Below are 19,128 nucleotides of genomic sequence, written 5' to 3'. Positions count from 1 at the left end.
AGATTGTTTCCATGCAATGGTTAACGCTGCCCGAGCCCCGTAGCGACGTCAAGCCGGCATTCCATGACCTGCCCTCAGCCAGGGCCTGGTTGGCGACCCAGCCGCAAACCCAGCCGCTGCACATGCTGAATGCCATCGGCGGCCAGATCGAGGCCATCGAAGCGGCGATGCTCTCCCCCGGATTGACCCTCGAACTACTCAACCTGCTGCGCTCGGCAGCGCTACCCGGCCAAATTGCCATCGAATCCCGCTACGTCCGGAAGCCGCTACCCATGCCGCCCGAGGACGAGCGCGCCTTCGAACTGGCGCAGAAGCTGTGGCGGCGCCTGGGCGTTGCCTATCTGCGCCTGGTGCCCCATTTTCCACCGGCCGGGAAGTGCTTGCCGCTGCACCGTGCCGCCACTGCCTTCCGGATGGCCCAGTATTGCCACTTTCTGGCTGCCCGCGACTGCCCGCCGGTGCTCGACCGATTGCTCTTCGCCGTCCTCGCCCAGGCGGAAAACAGCGCCATCCTGAGTCTGCCGATCGGGGATCCGGATTTCCGGAATTTCGGAGAATCCCATATTGGTGGCCACCTGGCTTGGGCCTTCCTGCTCCGGCTGGCCGATCCCTATCGCCTGTCTGCCGCACAGCTGGCCGTCGCCAACCGGGCAATCAGCCGCTGGCGGGAACTGGCTGTCTTCCGCCAGACACCGGATGATGATCCCCGCGCGCACTCCATCGATCTCTCACCCTTGTTCGACGGCCCGCTGCCGGAAGGTTTGCCGCGCTGGCTGGAGGTCCGCAAGGTTGTGCGCAAGATCGATCAGCGCATTCTGGCCTTGCAGGCCGGCGAGAGCCCGGAATCGCTCAAGATGGGCCGCGAGTTGTCTGGCAGTGCCTGCATCCGCCTGCTGCATGACCTGGAATCCAGCCTGGAGAGCCACGTCGAGGCACCATCGACCGAAATCGGTGAGATCGAGCTCGCCTTCGGCCCCGAGCACTGTTTCAACGTGCTGACCGGCGAAGCACTCAACCCAGGGAGCGGGCTCGATGCCGGCAGTGCCTCGCTGGCTCATCAGCGCGTTGCGCTGTTCGGTTTCGATCGGGTGTCAACCATGCCAACCAGCGTGAAGAAGCTGACCGTACCCAGCGAGACCTGGACACTGGTCGACGGCAAGGCGGTACGCCCACCAGATGCCGAAGGCTCCCGCCGCCTTGCCCCCGGCCTCGTCGCCACCGTGCGCGACGACCAGCCGCAACTGGGCGTCCTGCTTGGCTTGCGCACCCTGGATAGCGGGGCACTCAGCGCCGATCTGAAATGGTATCCCGGCCCGCTCGAAGCGGGCCGCCTGGTGCGCTCGCCGGCGCAGGAGCGCAACCAGCCGCTCACGCCCGCCTTTCTGCTGCACGATGGTGACCACTATTCGCTGATCGTTCCGGCCGCCGCCGGTTTACGGCTCGATACCCGGCTGAGTTTCCAGGGCAGCACACTGTGCCATTTGCTGCCGACCGAAGTGCTGGAACGTGGCGTCGATTTCGTCCGCTATGCGGTGAACTGGCAGTAAAAAGCCCGCCATGTGGCGGGCCCGGTCAGGCATGGGCCGCACAAGGCGGCCCCGGCCGAGGATCACTCGAATTCGATGATGATCTGGTCGACCGACAAGCTTTCGCCGACAGCGGCGGAGATTTTCTTGACCTTACAGTCCTGCTCGGCCTTGAGGATATTTTCCATCTTCATGGCCTCGATGACCGCCAGCTTCTCGCCCGCCTTCACTTCCTGACCGACCTGGACGGCGATTTCGCGCAGCAGGCCCGGCATCGGGGAGAGCAGGAACTTGGAGAGGTCAGGCGCCGGCTTCTCAGGCATCAGGGCGAGCAGTTCGGCAGCGCGGGCCGACATGACCATGAAATCGGCACGCGTGCCCCAGTGGAACAGGCTGTACTTGGTCTTGTGGCGCTCGACCTGCAGCGTGAATTCCTCACCGTTGCAGGTGCCGTTGAACAGCGACTCACCCAGTTTCCAGTCGGACAGGATTTCGTACTGTTCGCCCTTGTACTCGACGTGATAGCCGCCCGGGATCGGACGAGCCGTCACTTCGTGATGCTCGTTGCCTTCCTTGTTCAGGCGAACGACCATCCACTGGTCGCCGACGATGCGCTCGTGCCCTTGCAACTGACCGCTCACCGAAGCCGAACGGTCGGTGTAGGCGCGGTAGACGTAGGCGGCGACGGAAACCAGCAGGGCCGGATCGTCATGCGGCACCATCGAGGCATCAAAGCCGGTCGGATAATGCTTGGGGATGAAACCGGTGTCGAAGATGCCGGAATGGAAGACCGGGTGCTGCATCAGCGCGGCCTGGAACGGGATGTTCGAGGAGATGCCGCGGATGACAAAACCGTTCAACGCATCGCGCATGCGGGCGATGGCCTGCTCACGGGTGGCACCGTGCACGATCAGCTTGGCGATCATCGAGTCGTAGAACATCGAGATCTCGCCGCCGTCGTAGACACCGGTATCGACGCGGACCTGACCCGGGATTTCCTTCGGCGGCTGGAACTTGACCAGGCGGCCGGTGGAAGGCAGGAAACCGCGGAAAGGGTCTTCGGCGTTGATCCGGCACTCCATGGCCCAGCCGTTGATCTGCACATCGGCCTGGGTCAGCGGCAGCTTTTCGCCGTAGGCAACACGGATCATCTGCTCGACCAGGTCGAGGCCGGTGATCAGTTCGGTGACCGGGTGTTCGACCTGCAGGCGGGTGTTCATTTCCAGGAAGTAGAACTCCTTGGTCGCACCGGAAACGACGAACTCGACCGTGCCGGCCGATTCGTAATTCACGGCACGGGCCAGGGCCACGGCCTGTTCGCCCATCGCCTTGCGCATTTCCGGATCGACGAAGGGGCTCGGTGCCTCTTCGATGACCTTCTGGTGTCGGCGCTGGATCGAGCAGTCACGCTCGTTCAGGTACACGTAGTTGCCGTGCGAATCGCCGAGCACCTGGATTTCGATGTGGCGCGGTTCCAGCACGTACTTTTCGATGAAGACGCGGTCGTCACCGAAAGAGTTGCGGGCTTCGTTGACGCAGGAGGAGAAGCCTTCGAAGGCTTCGGCATCGTTGTAGGCGACGCGCAGACCCTTGCCGCCGCCGCCGGCGGAAGCCTTGATCATGACCGGGTAACCGATCTTCTTGGCGATCTCGACCGCTTCGGCCGGGCCGGCGATGGCATCGTTGTAGCCGGGAATGGTGTTAACCTTGGCTTCGATGGCCAGCTTCTTGGACTCGATCTTGTCGCCCATCTTGGCCACGGAGTAGTGCTTCGGACCAATGAACTTGATGCCTTCCTCTTCCAGGCGACGCGAGAACTCGGCGTTCTCGGACAGGAAGCCGTAACCCGGGTGAACCGCCTCGGCGCCGGTCTGCTTGCAGGCGGCGATGATCTTGTCCATGACCAGGTAGGACTCTTTCGAGGCAGCCGGGCCGATACAGACGGCTTCGTCCGCCAGATCGACGTGCAGGGCGTCCTTGTCGGCCTCGGAATAGACGGCGACGGTCGCGATGCCCATCTTGCGGGCGGTCTTGATGACGCGGCAGGCAATTTCACCGCGATTGGCAATCAGAATCTTCTTGAACATTTATCTAATCCTCCCTGACGCTTACAGCGGGATGTTGCCGTGCTTGCGCCACGGATTGTCGAGTTTCTTGTCGCGCAGCATGGCCAGCGAACGGGCGATCCGCTTGCGGGTGGCATGTGGCATGATGACGTCGTCGATGAAGCCGCGGGCACCGGCCACGAACGGGTTGGCAAACTTTTCCTTGTACTCGGCTTCGCGCTCGGCCAGCTTTTCCGGGTTGCTCTTTTCTTCGCGGAAGATGATTTCCACGGCGCCCTTCGGGCCCATGACGGCGATTTCCGCCGACGGCCAGGCCAGGTTGACGTCACCGCGCAGGTGCTTGGACGACATCACGTCATACGCGCCGCCGTAGGCCTTGCGGGTAATCACGGTGACCTTGGGGACAGTGCATTCGGCGTAGGCGTAGAGCAGCTTGGCGCCGTGCTTGATGATGCCGCCGTATTCCTGGGCGGTACCCGGCATGAAGCCCGGCACGTCGACGAAGGTGACGACCGGGATATTGAAGGCGTCGCAGAAGCGGACGAAGCGGGCGGCCTTGATCGAGGACTTGATGTCCAGACAGCCGGCCAGCACCAGCGGCTGGTTGGCGACGATGCCGACCGGATGGCCGTCCATGCGGCCGAAACCGATGATGATGTTCTTGGCGTAGTCGGCCTGCAGTTCGAAGAAGTCGCTGTCATCGACGACCTTGATGATCAGCTCCTTCATGTCGTACGGCTTGTTGGCGTTGTCCGGGACCAGCGTGTCGAGCGAATAGTCGAAACGGTCGACCGGATCGTTGGTCGGCGTGACCGGCGGCTTTTCCTTGTTGTTGGACGGCACGAAGTTCATGAAGCGGCGCAGCATCGACAGCGCCTCGACGTCGTTCTCGAAGGCCAGGTCGGCGACACCGGACTTGCTGGTGTGGGTCACCGCACCGCCCAGTTCCTCGGCGGTGACGTCCTCGTGGGTCACCGTCTTGACCACTTCCGGACCGGTCACGAACATGTAGGACGAATCCTTGACCATGAAGATGAAATCGGTCATCGACGGGCTATACACCGCGCCGCCGGCGCAGGGGCCCATGATCATCGAGATCTGCGGCACGACGCCGGAGGCCATCACGTTGCGCTGGAACACGTCGGCGTAACCGCCGAGCGAGGCGACACCTTCCTGGATACGGGCGCCGCCCGAATCGTTCAGGCCGATGACCGGGGCGCCGACCTTCATCGCCTGATCCATCACCTTGCAGATCTTCTCGGCGTGGGTTTCCGACAGCGAGCCGCCGAAAACGGTGAAATCCTGCGAGAAAACGAAGACCAGACGGCCATTGATGGTGCCATAACCGACGACAACGCCATCGCCCGGGGTCTTTTCCGCCTGGTCCATGCCGAAGTCGACGCAGCGGTGTTCCTTGAACATGTCCCATTCTTCGAACGAACCCGGATCGAGCAGCAGTTCGATACGCTCGCGGGCGGTCAGCTTGCCCTTCTTGTGCTGGCTGTCGATACGCTTCTGGCCACCGCCGAGGCGGGCCAGTTCACGCTTTTTTTCCAGCTGGCGGATGATGTCGTGCATAAAAAACTCCCTCTGAGTTACGACTATTGGTGTTTCAGGTAGTCGAGCAGCGCATACGCGGCGGCAGCCGGGGTCGTATGCCCTTCCTCGACGGATCGGGTGAGTGCAGGCAGGTTCTCCTGCACGCGGGGATGCTGACGGAAATGCTGGCGCAGGCCGGAGTCGATCAACTGCCACATCCAGGCCAATGACTGGTGCTGGCGCTTGGCGGCGAATTCACCCGTCGGCTTCAGGGCGGACTGGTATTTCTCGACCTGTTCCCAGAAATCGACGATGCCCTCCTTGTGCAAGGCCGACAACGCGATGACCGGCGGGGACCAGTTCTTCGATGCCGGACGCAGCATGTGCAGCGCGTTGCGCCACTGGGCACGGACCACGGCCGTCGCCTGCTTGTCGATATCTGCCTTGTTGATGACGACCAGGTCGGCGATCTCGACGATACCCTTCTTGATCGCCTGCAGGTCGTCCCCGGCATTCGGCAACTGCAGCAGGCAGAACATGTCGACCATGCCGGCTACCGTCGTCTCCGACTGGCCAACGCCGACCGTCTCGATGATGATCACATCGTAGCCGGCCGCCTCGCAGAGCAGCATGGCTTCCCGCGTCTTCTCGGCGACGCCGCCCAGCGAACCGGCGGACGGGCTGGGGCGGATGAACGCCTCTTCGCGCTGACTCAGCAATTCCATGCGCGTCTTGTCGCCGAGGATGGAGCCGCCAGTGACCGATGACGATGGGTCGATGGCCAGCACGGCCAGCTTCTTGCCCTGCTCGATCAGCCAGACGCCGAGTGCTTCAATGAACGTGGACTTGCCCGCCCCCGGCACACCGGAAATACCGATACGAATCGCGTTGCCGGTCTTGGGCAACAGCGCGGTCAGCACCTGCTGCGCGCGCTGCTGATGATCGGCCCGCGTGGACTCGATCAGCGTGATGGCCTTGGCCAGCGACCGGCGCTGGCCGGCCAATACGCCGTCGACCAGTTGCCGGTCAGCCTCGGACAGGAGATTGGCGCGCACCGGAGCGTCGTCCAGCTTCATCCGGTTTTAGCCACGCGCCTTCTTGATTTCTTCCAGCACCTTACGGGCGGAATCCTCGATGCGGGTGCCCGGGCCGAAGATGGCCTTGGCGCCCGCCGCATACAGGGCATCGTAATCCTGTGCCGGAATGACGCCACCGGCGAAGACGATGATATCGTCGGCGCCCTGCTCCTTCAGGCACTGGATGATCTGCGGTACCAGGGTCTTGTGGCCGGCCGCCAGCGACGAACAACCGATGGCATGGACGTCGTTCTCGATGGCCTGACGGGCAGCTTCTTCCGGGGTCTGGAAGAGCGGGCCCATGTCGATGTCGAAACCGAGGTCGGCGTAAGCGGTTGCGACCACCTTGGCCCCCCGGTCATGGCCATCCTGACCCAGCTTGGCAATCATGATGCGCGGACGGCGGCCTTCTTCTTCGGCGAACTTGGCAACAGCAGCCTTGATCTCTTCCCAGCTTTCCTGACCTTCCACGACGCCTCCGTAAACACCCGAAATGGTCTGGTTGTTGGCGCGGAAGCGGCCGAAGATCTTTTCCAGCGCATCCGACACCTCGCCGACCGTGGCGCGCAGGCGAATCGCCTTGACGGTCAGGTCGAGCAGGTTGCCTTCGCCGGTCTCGGCAGCCTTGGTCAGCGCGTCGAGTGCAGCGTTGACGGCAGCCGTGTCACGCGTGGCGCGGATGTTCTTCAGGCGGGCGATCTGGGCTTCGCGGACTGCGTGGTTGTCGATGTCGAGAATCTCGATCGGATCTTCCTTGGCCAACTTGTACTTGTTGACGCCGACGATGACGTCCTTGCCCGAGTCGATGCGCGCCTGCTTGTCGGCGGCACAAGTCTCGACCTGCATCTTGGCCCAGCCGGACTCGACCGCCTTGGTCATGCCGCCCATCGCTTCGATTTCCTGGATGATGCCCCAGGCCTTGTCGGCCATGTCCTGGGTCAGCTTTTCCATCATGTAGGAGCCGGCCCACGGATCGATCACGTTGGTGATGTGGGTTTCTTCCTGAATGATCAGTTGGGTGTTGCGGGCGATGCGGGCCGAGAACTCGGTCGGCAGCGCGATGGCCTCGTCGAGCGCGTTGGTGTGCAGCGACTGGGTGCCGCCGAAAACGGCCGCCATCGCTTCGATGGTGGTACGCACGACGTTGTTGTACGGATCCTGCTCGGTCAGCGACCAGCCCGAGGTCTGCGAGTGGGTGCGCAGCATCATCGACTTGGCGTTCTTGGCGCCGAAACCGGACATGATGCGGTGCCACAGGAGGCGGGCGGCGCGCATCTTGGCAATTTCGAGATAGAAGTTCATGCCCACCGCCCAGAAGAAGGACAGGCGGCCGGCGAAGGTGTCGACGTCCATGCCGGAAGCGATGCCGGTGCGCACATATTCCATGCCGTCGGCCAGCGTGAAGGCCAGTTCGATGGCCTGGTTGGCACCGGCTTCCTGGATGTGATAACCCGAAATCGAGATCGAGTTGAACTTCGGCATGTTCTGTGCCGTGTAGCTGAAGATGTCGGCAATGATCTTCATCGACGGCTTGGGCGGATAAATATAGGTGTTCCGCACCATGAACTCTTTGAGGATGTCGTTCTGGATCGTGCCGGACAACTGCTCCTGCTTCACGCCCTGCTCTTCGGCAGCAACGATGTAGCCGGCGAGGATCGGCAGCACGGCGCCGTTCATGGTCATCGAGACGGAGATCTTGTCGAGCGGGATGCCATCGAACAGGATCTTCATGTCCTCAACCGAGTCGATCGCCACGCCGGCCTTGCCGACGTCACCGACGACACGGGGATTGTCGGAGTCATAGCCACGGTGCGTCGCCAGGTCGAAGGCAACCGACACGCCCTGGCCGCCGGCGGCCAGCGCCTTGCGGTAGAAGGCATTGGAGGCTTCGGCGGTGGAGAAGCCGGCATACTGGCGGATGGTCCACGGCTTGACGGCGTACATGGTCGGCTGCGGCCCGCGCAAATATGGAGCAACACCGGGCAGGGTATCGGCGAACGCGAGATTCTCGACATCCTTCTTTGTATACAGCGCCTTGACGGCCAGGCCTTCCGGGGTGTTCCAGACCAGATTGTTGACATCGCCACCCGGGGATTGCTTGGCCGCGACCTTTTCCCAGGCATCCAGGTTATTGGAATCAAAGAACTTTTCAGACATGACACACCCCTCGACAATTCGATTTTTTGCGGCCGATGATGCAGAATTCAAAATTCTACGCTTTTGGACCGAGCTTGACATACCAAGCCCTACATAATACTTTATCCATAATTATGGAGGCAAGTCAGCAAAGAACTGATGCCTCGCCACACCAAGAACGAGACCATGAACCGCATTGCACCCACCGCGCTTTACCAGGAAGTCGCCGAGCGACTCCGGCAACGCATCTTCGCGCATGAACTGCCCCCGGGCACCTGGATCGACGAACAAAAGCTCGCCGAACAGTACGGCATTTCGCGGACTCCGCTACGCGAAGCCCTGAAGGTACTCGCCTCCGAAGGACTGGTCGAACTGCGACCACGCCGCGGTTGCTACGTCACGGAAATTTCGCGCCAGGACCTCGACGACATCTTCCCACTGATGGCCATGCTGGAAGGCCGCTGCGCCGCCGAGGCGGTGAAGAATGCCAAGCCTGCCGACATCGTCGCCCTGCAAGACATCCACGGCCGCCTTGAAGCGGCAGCACGCGATGGACGGATCGATGCCTTCTTCGAGGCGAACCAGGAATTCCACAAGAAGATCCAGGAGTTGTCGGGCAACCGTTGGCTGCTGTCGGTCATCCAGGATCTGCGCAAGGTACTCAAGCTGTCACGCCTGCACTCCCTGTCGCTCGAGGGCCGTCTGCAGCAATCGCTCGACGAGCACCGCCTGATCATGGCCGCCCTGGCCACCAGCGATGCTGGCAAGGCCGAAAAGCTGATGCATGACCACCTGCTGTCCGGCCGCGAGGCCCTCGCCAGGATGGACGCCAAGGCGGCCAAGGCCGCCTGACGCCGCTCAGCGCATCTGGCTTTCGATATTGGCGAAGAGCCGGTCGTAAATCGCCACCAGGGCCTCGCGGTCGGCACTGCCTTTGACCCATTTGCGCGAGCGCGCAATGCGGGCCGCCTCCTGCTCCATATCCGACAAGGACGAGACGTTGATGTTCTCGCCGTGCAGGATCGCGGTCACATCGGCCCGCGCCCGTTGCGCGGTGGAAACCAGTTGCATCGAGGCATCCATCGATTGAGCCCCGTTTTCGATGGTCGATACCAACTCGCACACCTGGCTGGCCGACGTGGCCGAACTGGCCAATTCGCCGCTGAACTCTCCGGCGGTCTGGCGGGCGGCAGCCACTGACGCCTTCAATTCCTGCATCTGTCCGGTGGCCGACACCAGCGAACCACCGATCGCCGACACGGCAGCTGCGATCTCCTCGGCTGAGCGTTGTGCCTGATCTGCCAGTTTGCGCACCTCGTCGGCGACCACGGCAAAACCGCGGCCAGCCTCACCGGCCCGTGCCGCCTCAATGGCGGCATTGAGGGCGAGCAGGTTGGTCTGCTTGGCGACCCCGTCGATCCGGCTGGTCAGGGCACGAATATCGGCAGCTTTGGCATCGAGGTCGGCCATGGCATGCACCCCGCCCTCAGCCGCCAGTTCCGCCCCCCCCAGGGCTTCGGACATGCGCTGCGCCGCATCCGACATCGTGCTCGCCGAGGTCCCGAACGCGCTGGCCAGTTCGCGCGACACGCGCGAACTGCTGCCGACATCGCCGAGTGCGTGTTGGACATGTTCGATTGCCATCGACAGACCGCGCTCGGAACGCAGGAATATGCGCGACAACAATGCCTCCCGGGCGACCGACTCCTGGGCTTCGGCCAAGCGATCGAGAATCAGCTGCATGCGCTCGAGAACCGTGCGGAAAGTACCGTGCAACCCGGGCAGCTGAAGGCGACGCTCGGTATTACCTTCCGTCGACGCTTGCAGGCCACCGAGAATTTCCCGAAAAGCCGTTTCGGTCTGGTCGAGAACCGAATTCAGGTTCACCCGGATCGACTCCAGGGTCGGATCTCGCATGGCTTGCGGCAGACGACTGACCAGTTGACCGGCCCCCGTCTGCTGCAGCAGGGCGTCCACCCGGGCCAACTCGCTGCTCGATCGAGACACCGGCCAGAACAGGAGAAGGAGAGCCCCCCCAACGGCAAGCATCACACCCCAGGGTGCAACAAAGGCCAGGCCGGCTGCGGCCGCCAGCAACAGGGCGAGCAACAGTTTGCGGCTAAAGGGCAAAGACGAGTTGTTCATAGCTCATTTCCGACTTTTTCAGGACATCGACCAGGACGGCAGTGCCCGCCTCGATCGCCGAACGCGCCCCGGCCGCATGCTCGGCAGCCAGCATGGCCTGGTAAACCGGCTCGATCTTGGCAATGGCTCCCCCCTTCGGACAACGACGAACGGAGGTATAGCCGACGATCTGGCCAGCCGTGTCGAAGTCGGGGGTAATGTGGGTGAAAACCCAGTAGAAGCCACCATCCTTCGACATGTTCTTGATGTAGCCGAAGAATTCCTTTCCCGACTGGATGGTGTCCCAGGCCAGCTTGAAGGCAGCACGCGGCATGTCCGGATGACGGATGATGTTGTGTTGCGAACCGAGCAATTCTTCCTCGGCATAACCGGAAAACTCGATGAAGATCGGGTTGCCGTAGGTGATGATGCCCTTGGGATTGGTCTTGGAGACGATGAAATCGTCCTCCCGCATCCTGCGTTCGACCCGGGTTGGCTGGATCGCTCTTTTCATAAATACCTCCGAAGCCGGACAAATTTACTACAAATAGTATTTATTCAAAACCGGACGGATGCCTTTGTCGGCCAGTAAATAAAAATCCCCGCCCGGCGTAAGGCGGGGCGGGGATTGCAGCGTGCTTCCGGCGAACCCCGATTACCGGGATTCGCCGGGGTAGACAGCGATCAGTGATTGCTGGCCGAAGCAGCGCCGTAACCCGTCTGGGCGCGGACGTACTGGTCGTCGAAAGCCTCGATTTCCTGGCTGGCTGCGACGCTCGAGTCGCTCTTCGACATGATGTAGGCGAGCAGGAAGGCAACCGGCATGGCGAACAGGGCCGGCTGGGTGTAGGGGAAGAGCGGCGCGGCATTGCCCAGCACGTCCACCCACACCGACTTCGAGAAGAGCACGAACAATACGGCGGAAATCAGGCCACCGTAACCGCCCCACAGAGCGCCCTTGGTGGTCAGCCCCTTCCAGTACATCGAGAGGATCAGAACCGGGAAGTTGGCGGCCGCGGCGACACCGAAAGCCAGGCCGACCATGAAGGCGATGTTCTGCTTCTCGAAGAGGATGCCGAGCACGATGGCGACGGCGCCGAGACAGATGGTGGCAATCTTGGAAACACGGATTTCAGCCGCTTCCGAAGCCTGCCCCTTCATGATGACGCGGGCGTAGAGGTCGTGCGAGATGGCAGAAGCACCTGCCAGCGCCAGACCCGACACGACGGCCAGGATGGTGGCGAACGCCACGGCAGCCAGGAAGCCGAGCAGCATGTTACCGCCGACCGCCTTGGCCAGGTGCATGGCGACCATGTTGCCACCACCGATCAGCTTGGCACCAACAGTGCCCCCTTCGAAGAACTCCGGGTTCTGGCCGACGATCAGGATGCCGGCAAGGCCCATCAGGAAGATCACGTTGAAGAAGTAGGCAACGAAACCGGAAGCGTAAAGCACCGACTTGCGGGCTTCCTTGGCGTCGGTCACGGTAAAGAAGCGCATCAGGATGTGCGGCAGACCCGCCGTGCCGAACATCAGGCCGAGGCCGAGGGAGATCGCGGTGACCGGATCCTTGAGCAGGGCGCCCGGATACATCAGCTTGTCGCCCAGCTTATGAACGGCCGTGGCCTTTTCCAGCAAATTGGCGAAGGAGAAACCGAACTCGCTCATCGCCAGCACCATGACCAGCGTACCCCCCGACAGCAGCATGCAGGCCTTGATAATCTGCACCCAAGTCGTGGCGACCATGCCGCCGAAGGTCACGTACACCATCATCAGAATGCCGACGGCGAAGATGGCGACGTTGTACTCCAGGCCGAAAAGCAGCTTGATCAGCTGGCCGGCACCAACCATCTGGGCGATCAGGTAGAAGCAGACGACGGTCAGCGAGGAGATCGCAGCCATCGTGCGCACCTTGCCCTGGTCGAGGCGATAGGCGGTGATGTCGGAGAAGGTGAACTTGCCCAGGTTGCGCAAGCGTTCGGCCATCAGGAACAGGATGATCGGCCAGCCGGCAAAGAAGCACAGCATGTAGATGTAACCATCGTAGCCCTGGGTATACACCATGGCGGTCAGCCCGAGCAGGGTGGCGGCAGACATGTAGTCACCCGCAATGGCGAGGCCGTTCTGAAAACCGGTGATACCACCACCGGCGGTGTAGAAATCAGCCGTCGACTTGGTGCGGCTGGCCGCCCAGTACGTGATCCCCATGGTCAGCGCCACGAAGATGCAGAACATGATGATGGCGTGCCAGTTGGTCGCCTGCTTCTCCGTCTGGGCGACGGCATCGGCCGCGAAGGCCAGGGCGCTGAAGCCGAGGAGGCCCAGCGAGGTAATCAGCTTGCGCAGCATTATTTGTTCTCCTTCCAGGCTTCCTTGACGATTTCCTGGGTCAGGGCATCGAATTCACCGTTGGCGCGCTTGACGTAAACCGCCGTCAGCGCCCAGAAGAAGATGAACATGAAAAGTTCGACGGCCACGCCGACCGTCAACCTCGATCCTTCGCTCACCGGCTGGCCGAGCGACTGCGGATTGAAGGCGACCACCATCACGAAACCGTAGAACATGGTCAGAACAATGGCCGCCAAGGTCCAGGCAAACCGGCCGCGACGAGCCACCAGCTCCTGAAACTTCGGATTGGCCCGCATTCGCTTATACATCGCGCTGCTCATGGCTATTCTCCCCTAATTAATAATTACGAATACAGCATTCAATATTATATCTTATATAAGACGTCGGGACACGGATTTCGCATTCGTAAATTGCCTATCCGCCCAGCCCCCTTCAAGCCATGGGATGTCTCTGGAAAAGCAGCGATTTGCAAGGCCCCGTCGGCCAATCACTGCTAATTTCCAGGATAATTCCGTTTTTTTACATGACGGACTTACCGATGGCCACGGTCGACTGCAGCACCAATGGGGAAATCGCCACCCTGACCCTGAACAACCCGGACAAGCTCAACGCCATCGACCTCGCGATGTGGCAGCAACTGGCAGCCAGCATGCAGCGCCTGGCCAAAGACGATGCGATTCGCTGCGTCGTCATCCGCGGTGCCGGCGACGCGGCATTTGCCGCCGGCGGCGATCTGGAGGAATTCGTCACCGCACGGGCAACGCTGGACCAGGCACTGCACTACCACGGCGAAGTCGCCAGGGCGCTCAACGCCATCGCCGACTGCCCGCACCCGACGGTTGCCCTGATCAAGGGCGCCTGCATTGGCGGCGGCCTGGAGATTGCCGGCGTCTGCGACCTGCGCATCGCCGGCGAAAGCACCCGCTTCGGCGCACCGATCAACAAGCTCGGCTTTTCGATGTACCCCGGCGAGATGGAAGGCCTCTTGCGCCTGGCCGGGCCGGCGGTGATCAAGGAGATCCTGCTCGAAGGGCGCATCCTGAACGCCCGCGAGGCCTACGAAAAGGGCCTCCTGACCCGCGTCGTCGGGGACGAACAGGTCGAAGACGAAGCCTACGCCACGGCTCGGCGCATCTGCAGCGGCGCGCCGCTGGTCGCCGGCTGGCACAAGCAGTGGATACGCCGCCTGCTCGACGGGCGGCCGCTGAGCGAACAGGAAAGGGCCGACTCCTTCGCCTTCCTTGACACCGAGGACTACAAGGAAGGACTGAGCGCCTTCCTGGAGAAGCGCAAACCGGTATTCAAGGCACGCTGATCAACTGCCAAACACCGTATGCAGCATCTTCGCCGAGAGCAGGATCAAGACCCCGGCGAAGATTTTTTTCAGGGTCGCGACCGGCAGGCGATGCGCCAACCGGGCACCGAGCGGCGCGGTAAAGAAGGAAACCACACTGATCAAAACGAGAGCCGGCACGAAGACATAGCCCAGTGACCCGTCCGGCAAACCGGCACTGCCCCAGCCATTGATCAGGTAGCCGGCGGCGCCGGCCAGCGCGATCGGCAGACCGATGGCGGCGGAGGTGCCGATCGCGTTCTGCATCCTGACGTTGCACCAGGTCATGAAGGGCACCGACAGCGAGCCGCCCCCGATCGCGACCAGCGCCGAAATCACGCCGATCCCTGCCCCGACGCCGGCCAGCCCCCCGGCGCCGGGCAATTCGCGCGAAGGCTTCGGCTTGACGTTGAGGATCATCTGCACCGACACATAGGCCATGAAGCAGCCAAAGAAAATGGCCAACGGCCGGGTCGGGGCCGAGGCGGCGATGAAGGTACCGGCAAAGGTTCCGAACAGCACGCCCGGCGCGATGCCCTTGACGATATCCCAGCGCACGGCGCCATGCGCATGATGGGCGCGCAGGCTGGAAATCGAGGTCAGCACGATGGCCGCCATCGACGTACCGAGGGCCAGATGCACCATTTGCTCGCGCGGAAAACCCTGTGCCGCGAACATCGTCGTCAGGACCGGCACCATGATGCCGCCGCCGCCCACGCCGAGCAGCCCGGCGAAGAACCCGACGAAGGCGCCCAGCACCAGGTAGGCCAGCAACCACTCAAAACCCATCGTCTTACCTCTCGAAATCGTCGATGCCGAGCAGTTGCCCGGCGATGAAAGCCCACTCCCCGGGCGTTACCGGCGTAATCGACAAGCGGTTGCCGGGCGCCAGGAGGCGCATGGTAGCAAGTTCAGAATGGCGACGCAGTTCACCCAGCGGCAGGAAAGGCGTTTTCCGCACGAAGCGGACGTCGCGCAGCAGCCAGCGGGGCTTGTCCGGCAGCGATTTCGGGTCGTGATAGGGACTGGCCGGCTCGAACTGGGTTGCATCGGGATAAGGTTCGGAGCAGACCGCGCATATCCCGGCGATACCCGGCGTGGCGCAGCCGGAATGATAGAAGAAGGCCAGATCGCCAACCTGCATCGCATCGCGCATGAAATTGCGCGCCTGGTAGTTGCGCACGCCGAACCATGGCACCGCGCCCTGTCTTTCGAGGTCATCGATCGACACCTCGTCCGGCTCCGATTTCATCAACCAGTATTGCATTGACCGCCTCGCCAAAAAAGGAAACGGGCGGCAGACGAATCTGCCACCCGTTGAGTTTGGTCCCCGCGAGTGCCGTCAGGCCGGCATCCTGAACCGAGGTTCAGAGTGGCTGCTTTCCTCCCGCATCAGGCATGCTCGACAAGGAGCACGCACAACAGCGGTTTCAACGGTCCGCAACCGATGCCAATCAGCATTGGTTCAAGGAATGTATGGCCTTAACAAACACCGCAGGGAACACTGGTCGGGCCAGGCCACCCAACAACTTCCGGTTAGATATCCAGTTGCTGCTGAGGGGCCAGCACGGCATCCAGCCGCGCTCCCATGTCACCGATTCTACGCTTCGTTTCGGAAGTATCAACCGCCTCGACGAACTCTTTTTGCGGCGCATTGCCGGCGGCCGACAGATGCTCGTGAGCAATGTTCAGCGCGGCCATCACGGCAACCCGCTCGGCAATGGTGTTCTTGGTGCGCTGGGCAATTTCGCGCATCTTGCCGTCGACCAGGTCGACGGCAGCCACCAGCGCGTCGCGCTCTTCCGGCGAACAGGCCACGCGGTATTCGCGACCCATGATCTTGACGTCGAGGAAATTCGGCTCGGCGCTCATCTCAGGCATCCTCGGGAATCTTGTCCATCAGGCCTTCGAGACGCTCGCGGGCGGCCGTCATCGTCTGGCGCAGATGCAGCCGCTCGGCCTCGGCCGCGACCATCTGGTTTCTCAAAACCTCGTTCTCGGCACGCAACTGCTGAATCAGCGCGACCGCCTGTTCGATCTTGGTTTCAAGGGCTTCGAGTTCGACATTCATGGGGCGCACTATAGTGGCAAAAATGCCGCATGGTCAAGGACTAAGCCTTTATTCTGAAAGTGGTTTATAGCACTTGTCCAATGCCTGCCTGATGCAGTGCAGCATGTTTACCTGTAGAATGCGCGCCGTCTCAGGTGCTGCGTACGGATTCTCCAAGCGCAGTTAAACGGGAAAGCGGTGCGTCTGCCCCACAGACCATTCCGCTGCTGCCCCCGCAACGGTAAGCAAGTGCGGGCGTATCACACAGCCACTGGGTGACAACCTGGGAAGGCGATACGTCAAGACTTGCAAGCCCGGATACCGGCCTGGAACGCAAAGTGGAAGTGCCACGGGGTGGTGGCGCCGGTTCCAGCGACCAGCCCCTCCCTCGCACATCCTTTTCGATGCATTCCGGCATGCGGGGACGCCTGCCAGGAGGGGAAAATCAATGAAAATCCATCTACGGCCCATCACCCTGGGCCTGATCGCCGCTGTCGGTCAGCCGATGGCGGCTCTTGGCCAGCAAACACTGGAACCCGTCGTCGTCACCGCCAACCGAGGCCCCTTGCTGCTCGAACACGCAACCGGGGAAACGGTCGTCATCGGCCGCAAGGAAATCGAGGCACGACAAACCGACCGCCTGACCGACATCGTCAACAGTACTGCCGGTGTTTTCGTCGCCCCCGGCAAGGGTCCGTTGCAAACTGCGCCAGGCTTAGCGCTGCGCGGCATTCCCAGCGATCGCCGCGCCCTCGTTTTGCTCGACGGCATCCCGATGACCGACGGCTACGCCGGCAGCGTGCTGCTCGGCGGCATCCCGACCGAATCGATCCAGCAGGCGGAAATCCTGTTCGGCCCGATGTCTTCGCTGTACGGTGGCAATGCGATGGGTGGTGTGGTCAATTTCGTCACCCGCATGCCAACCCGCAGCGAATTCGGCTTCAGTGTCGGCTATGGCGAGGCCTTCGAATCGGGCAAGGCGCCGGCCGATGTGCAGAAAGCCTACGTCCATGCCGGCACCCGCCTGGAAAACGGCTTGGCCATCCGCTTCACCGGAAACTGGGCGCAAACCAACGGCTACCGCAGCGAATGGGTCACCGGCAGCCGCCCGGCCAACTCCAACGGCGCCATTCCGATCAGCACGGAGTTGGGCGCCGGCACCTTCCTGCTCGGCCAGAAGGGCGACAACACCTGGCGCGAGCACGGTGCCTCGCTGAAGCTGGAACAGCGGATCAGCACCGACACCACCTGGCGCGCCGGCTGGCTGCTGCAGGACTACCACTACGGTTACGCGGCACCGCAATCCTTCGTACGCAACAACACCACCGGCGCCCTGGTCTATAGCGCTTCCTTCGCCGGCGGCGACAGCAACTACAGCCGCCAGTTGTTCCATGCCGGTTTCGACACCAAGCTGGGCCTCGGCCAGTTGAACGTACTGGCCAGCCACACCGAGGTGACGACCAACTCCTTCATCATCGCCACCACCGGCACAGCCTTTGGCGGCCCGGGCCGGATCAGCGACAGCCCATCGGAATCGACCACCTTCGACACCTACTGGAACGCCTCGCTCGGCACCCATGACCTGACCATCGGCTACGCCTACCGTCAGGACTCGGCCGACACCAAGGACTACACCCTGAGCAACTGGGGCAACCCGGAATCGAAAACCGGCCTGTATTCCACCGCCTCCGGCAAAATGTCCCTGCATGGCGCCTACCTGCAGGATAACTGGCAGATCACACCGCGCCTGACCGTGCAGGGCGGCCTGCGCTACGACCACTGGCTCAACGCCAATGGCCAGAGCACAGACCCGTCGGGCATCTACAGCCATGCCGAACGCACGGCAGCGGCCTGGAGCCCCAAGCTTGGGGCCTCGTGGCGCGTGACTGATGCCTTCACGCTACGCACTTCGGCCGGCAAGGCTTTCCACGCCCCGACGGTGTATGACCTGTATCGCAGTTCGTCTTTATCCACCTACAACATCAGCGCCAACCCGACACTGGAACCGGAAACCGTCAAATCCTGGGAAGTCGGCGCCGACTGGCGCGCCTGGAATGGCGGCGAAATCCGCACCACCTATTTCCATAACGAAATCGACAATCTGATCTACCTCGGCCCGCGCAAACCCGGCCCCGGCGGCAAGGATGTCCGCCTGCGCATCAACGCCGGCAAGGCACGGACCAACGGAGTCACGCTCAGCGTCACGCACCGCTTTGATGCCGACAACCGCGTCTTCGCCAACCTGACCTACACGCACAGTGAAATGCTGGAGAACAGTGCCTCTCCCACATCAGTCGGCAAGCGCCTGACCGGTCTGCCGGAAAAGCAGGCCAGCGTTGGCTTCGAAACACGCCAAGGCAACTGGCTGCTATCCACCAGTGGGCGCTATGCCAGCAAGCAGTATTCCGACGATACCAATGCCGATGGCGCCATCGGTGTCTACAAGGCCTACGACGCCTATTTCGTCGTCGACAGCAAGCTGAGCTACCGCTTCGACAAGACCCTGACCGCCTCACTGGCCGTCAGCAACCTGCTCGACCGGGAGTACTTCTCGTACTACGCCGCCCCGGGCCGCGCCTGGTTCGCTTCGCTGGCCTACAACTACTGACAGGAAAGCTATCTCACTGTTATTCAAGCATTCCGCCAGGTAAAATGGCGGTCGTTACAGGTGCTGCGTGCGGGTTCTCCAAACGCAGTTAAACGGGAAAGCGGTGCGTCTCCGACGAGATCATTCCGCTGCTGCCCCCGCAACGGTAAGCGAGTGCGGGCGTATCACATAGCCACTGGGTCACCACCTGGGAAGGCGATACGTCAAAGACTTGCGAGCCCGGATACCGGCCTGGAACACCACTGGAAGTGCCGCGACAACAATTTCATGAATCGCTGCGCGACGGCACTTCTTCTCAACGTATTCCGGTAGCGGGGACGC

The 19,128-nt window shown here is 62.1% G+C and carries 16 protein-coding genes, 1 other RNA gene and 2 riboswitches; of the genes, 4 read left to right on the top strand and 13 right to left on the bottom strand.

Annotated elements, in window-relative coordinates; translation table 11 throughout:
- Positions 1–11: 11 nt before the first annotated feature.
- Positions 12–1,547, top strand: a complete 1,536-nt coding sequence (locus K420_RS0105530; RefSeq protein ID WP_157275021.1) for a hypothetical protein — start codon at positions 12–14, stop codon at positions 1,545–1,547.
- Between the two features lie 62 nt (positions 1,548–1,609).
- Here K420_RS0105530 and accC read toward each other — a convergent pair whose 3' ends face one another.
- From accC to scpA, 4 genes are read right to left on the bottom strand one after another with little or no spacing between them, the layout of a single operon-like run.
- Positions 1,610–3,613, bottom strand: coding sequence for an acetyl-CoA carboxylase biotin carboxylase subunit (accC, locus tag K420_RS0105525; RefSeq protein ID WP_027457190.1), 2,004 nt, complete (start codon positions 3,611–3,613; stop codon positions 1,610–1,612).
- 21 nt (positions 3,614–3,634) lie between these two features.
- The gene (locus K420_RS0105520) at positions 3,635–5,170 is read right to left on the bottom strand and encodes an acyl-CoA carboxylase subunit beta (RefSeq protein WP_027457189.1); all 1,536 of its coding nucleotides are present in this window, start codon (positions 5,168–5,170) and stop codon (positions 3,635–3,637) included.
- A gap of 23 nt (positions 5,171–5,193) precedes the next feature.
- Positions 5,194–6,207, bottom strand: coding sequence for a methylmalonyl Co-A mutase-associated GTPase MeaB (meaB, locus tag K420_RS0105515; RefSeq protein WP_051452968.1), 1,014 nt, complete (start codon positions 6,205–6,207; stop codon positions 5,194–5,196).
- A 6-nt stretch (positions 6,208–6,213) separates the two neighbouring features.
- The gene (gene scpA, locus K420_RS0105510; RefSeq protein ID WP_027457187.1) at positions 6,214–8,364 is read right to left on the bottom strand and encodes a methylmalonyl-CoA mutase; all 2,151 of its coding nucleotides are present in this window, start codon (positions 8,362–8,364) and stop codon (positions 6,214–6,216) included.
- A gap of 138 nt (positions 8,365–8,502) precedes the next feature.
- Between scpA and K420_RS0105505 the strand changes: the two genes are divergently transcribed.
- Positions 8,503–9,195, top strand: a complete 693-nt coding sequence (locus K420_RS0105505) for a GntR family transcriptional regulator (RefSeq protein WP_408605861.1) — start codon at positions 8,503–8,505, stop codon at positions 9,193–9,195.
- Positions 9,196–9,201: 6 nt separating this feature from the next.
- On the opposite strand, the gene K420_RS0105500 is transcribed toward K420_RS0105505, so the two are convergent.
- The 4 genes from K420_RS0105500 to K420_RS0105485 all read right to left on the bottom strand — a co-directional run bounded on the left by K420_RS0105500 (position 9,202) and on the right by K420_RS0105485 (position 13,136).
- The gene (locus K420_RS0105500; RefSeq protein WP_027457185.1) at positions 9,202–10,488 is read right to left on the bottom strand and encodes a methyl-accepting chemotaxis protein; all 1,287 of its coding nucleotides are present in this window, start codon (positions 10,486–10,488) and stop codon (positions 9,202–9,204) included.
- Positions 10,463–10,981 (bottom strand): PAS domain-containing protein, encoded by a 519-nt coding sequence (locus K420_RS0105495; RefSeq protein WP_027457184.1) that lies wholly within the window; start codon positions 10,979–10,981, stop codon positions 10,463–10,465. The genes K420_RS0105500 and K420_RS0105495 overlap by 26 nt, the downstream gene beginning before the upstream one ends.
- A gap of 170 nt (positions 10,982–11,151) precedes the next feature.
- Positions 11,152–12,816 carry a cation acetate symporter gene (locus K420_RS0105490; RefSeq protein WP_027457183.1) on the bottom strand — a complete coding sequence of 555 codons (1,665 nt, stop codon included), beginning with the start codon at positions 12,814–12,816 and terminating at the stop codon, positions 11,152–11,154.
- Positions 12,816–13,136 carry a DUF485 domain-containing protein gene (locus K420_RS0105485; RefSeq protein WP_198293804.1) on the bottom strand — a complete coding sequence of 107 codons (321 nt, stop codon included), beginning with the start codon at positions 13,134–13,136 and terminating at the stop codon, positions 12,816–12,818. The genes K420_RS0105490 and K420_RS0105485 overlap by 1 nt, the downstream gene beginning before the upstream one ends.
- Positions 13,137–13,354: 218 nt before the next feature.
- Here K420_RS0105485 and K420_RS0105480 point away from each other — a divergent pair, with 218 nt between their 5' ends.
- Entirely contained in the window at positions 13,355–14,131 is a 777-nt protein-coding gene (locus tag K420_RS0105480; RefSeq protein ID WP_027457181.1) for an enoyl-CoA hydratase/isomerase family protein, read from the top strand.
- On the opposite strand, the gene K420_RS0105475 is transcribed toward K420_RS0105480, so the two are convergent.
- From K420_RS0105475 to K420_RS0105460, 5 genes are all read right to left on the bottom strand, one after another.
- Positions 14,132–14,938 (bottom strand): sulfite exporter TauE/SafE family protein, encoded by an 807-nt coding sequence (locus tag K420_RS0105475; protein ID WP_027457180.1) that lies wholly within the window; start codon positions 14,936–14,938, stop codon positions 14,132–14,134. It abuts the gene before it with no gap.
- Between the two features lie 4 nt (positions 14,939–14,942).
- A complete protein-coding gene (locus K420_RS0105470) occupies positions 14,943–15,401 on the bottom strand; it encodes an EVE domain-containing protein (RefSeq protein WP_232422736.1) in 459 nt (152 codons plus the stop codon).
- A gap of 71 nt (positions 15,402–15,472) precedes the next feature.
- Positions 15,473–15,653, bottom strand: a non-coding RNA gene (ssrS, locus tag K420_RS20040) — 6S RNA.
- A 32-nt stretch (positions 15,654–15,685) separates the two neighbouring features.
- Positions 15,686–16,021 (bottom strand): cell division protein ZapA, encoded by a 336-nt coding sequence (locus tag K420_RS0105465; RefSeq protein ID WP_027457178.1) that lies wholly within the window; start codon positions 16,019–16,021, stop codon positions 15,686–15,688.
- Position 16,022: 1 nt separating this feature from the next.
- Entirely contained in the window at positions 16,023–16,220 is a 198-nt protein-coding gene (locus K420_RS0105460; RefSeq protein WP_027457177.1) for a hypothetical protein, read from the bottom strand.
- Between the two features lie 115 nt (positions 16,221–16,335).
- Positions 16,336–16,543, top strand: a riboswitch (cobalamin riboswitch).
- Positions 16,544–16,647: 104 nt separating this feature from the next.
- Between K420_RS0105460 and K420_RS0105455 the strand changes: the two genes are divergently transcribed.
- Positions 16,648–18,807: a TonB-dependent receptor gene (locus tag K420_RS0105455; RefSeq protein ID WP_027457176.1), complete on the top strand. Its 2,160-nt coding sequence runs from the start codon at positions 16,648–16,650 to the stop codon at positions 18,805–18,807.
- A gap of 41 nt (positions 18,808–18,848) precedes the next feature.
- A riboswitch (cobalamin riboswitch) is annotated at positions 18,849–19,056 on the top strand.
- The last annotated feature ends 72 nt before the right edge of the window (positions 19,057–19,128 follow it).

The sequence above is a fragment of the Dechloromonas agitata is5 genome, assembly GCF_000519045.1.
Taxonomy (GTDB): Bacteria; Pseudomonadota; Gammaproteobacteria; order Burkholderiales; family Rhodocyclaceae; genus Azonexus; species Azonexus agitatus.
The sequence above is the reverse complement of the archived record's forward strand: the minus strand, read 5'-3'. Positions and strand labels throughout refer to the sequence as shown.

Bases quoted from the DNA above. Each gene is read 5' to 3' on its own strand.
- K420_RS0105530 (WP_157275021.1), top strand. From the start codon at position 12: ATGCAATGGTTAACGCTGCCCGAGCCCCGTAGCGACGTCAAGCCGGCA.
- accC (WP_027457190.1), bottom strand. From the start codon at position 3,613: ATGTTCAAGAAGATTCTGATTGCCAATCGCGGTGAAATTGCCTGCCGC.
- K420_RS0105520 (WP_027457189.1), bottom strand. From the start codon at position 5,170: ATGCACGACATCATCCGCCAGCTGGAAAAAAAGCGTGAACTGGCCCGC.
- meaB (WP_051452968.1), bottom strand. From the start codon at position 6,207: ATGAAGCTGGACGACGCTCCGGTGCGCGCCAATCTCCTGTCCGAGGCT.
- scpA (WP_027457187.1), bottom strand. From the start codon at position 8,364: ATGTCTGAAAAGTTCTTTGATTCCAATAACCTGGATGCCTGGGAAAAG.
- K420_RS0105505 (WP_408605861.1), top strand. From the start codon at position 8,503: ATGCCTCGCCACACCAAGAACGAGACCATGAACCGCATTGCACCCACC.
- K420_RS0105500 (WP_027457185.1), bottom strand. From the start codon at position 10,488: ATGAACAACTCGTCTTTGCCCTTTAGCCGCAAACTGTTGCTCGCCCTG.
- K420_RS0105495 (WP_027457184.1), bottom strand. From the start codon at position 10,981: ATGAAAAGAGCGATCCAGCCAACCCGGGTCGAACGCAGGATGCGGGAG.
- K420_RS0105490 (WP_027457183.1), bottom strand. From the start codon at position 12,816: ATGCTGCGCAAGCTGATTACCTCGCTGGGCCTCCTCGGCTTCAGCGCC.
- K420_RS0105485 (WP_198293804.1), bottom strand. From the start codon at position 13,136: ATGAGCAGCGCGATGTATAAGCGAATGCGGGCCAATCCGAAGTTTCAG.
- K420_RS0105480 (WP_027457181.1), top strand. From the start codon at position 13,355: ATGGCCACGGTCGACTGCAGCACCAATGGGGAAATCGCCACCCTGACC.
- K420_RS0105475 (WP_027457180.1), bottom strand. From the start codon at position 14,938: ATGGGTTTTGAGTGGTTGCTGGCCTACCTGGTGCTGGGCGCCTTCGTC.
- K420_RS0105470 (WP_232422736.1), bottom strand. From the start codon at position 15,401: ATGAAATCGGAGCCGGACGAGGTGTCGATCGATGACCTCGAAAGACAG.
- K420_RS0105465 (WP_027457178.1), bottom strand. From the start codon at position 16,021: ATGAGCGCCGAGCCGAATTTCCTCGACGTCAAGATCATGGGTCGCGAA.
- K420_RS0105460 (WP_027457177.1), bottom strand. From the start codon at position 16,220: ATGAATGTCGAACTCGAAGCCCTTGAAACCAAGATCGAACAGGCGGTC.
- K420_RS0105455 (WP_027457176.1), top strand. From the start codon at position 16,648: ATGAAAATCCATCTACGGCCCATCACCCTGGGCCTGATCGCCGCTGTC.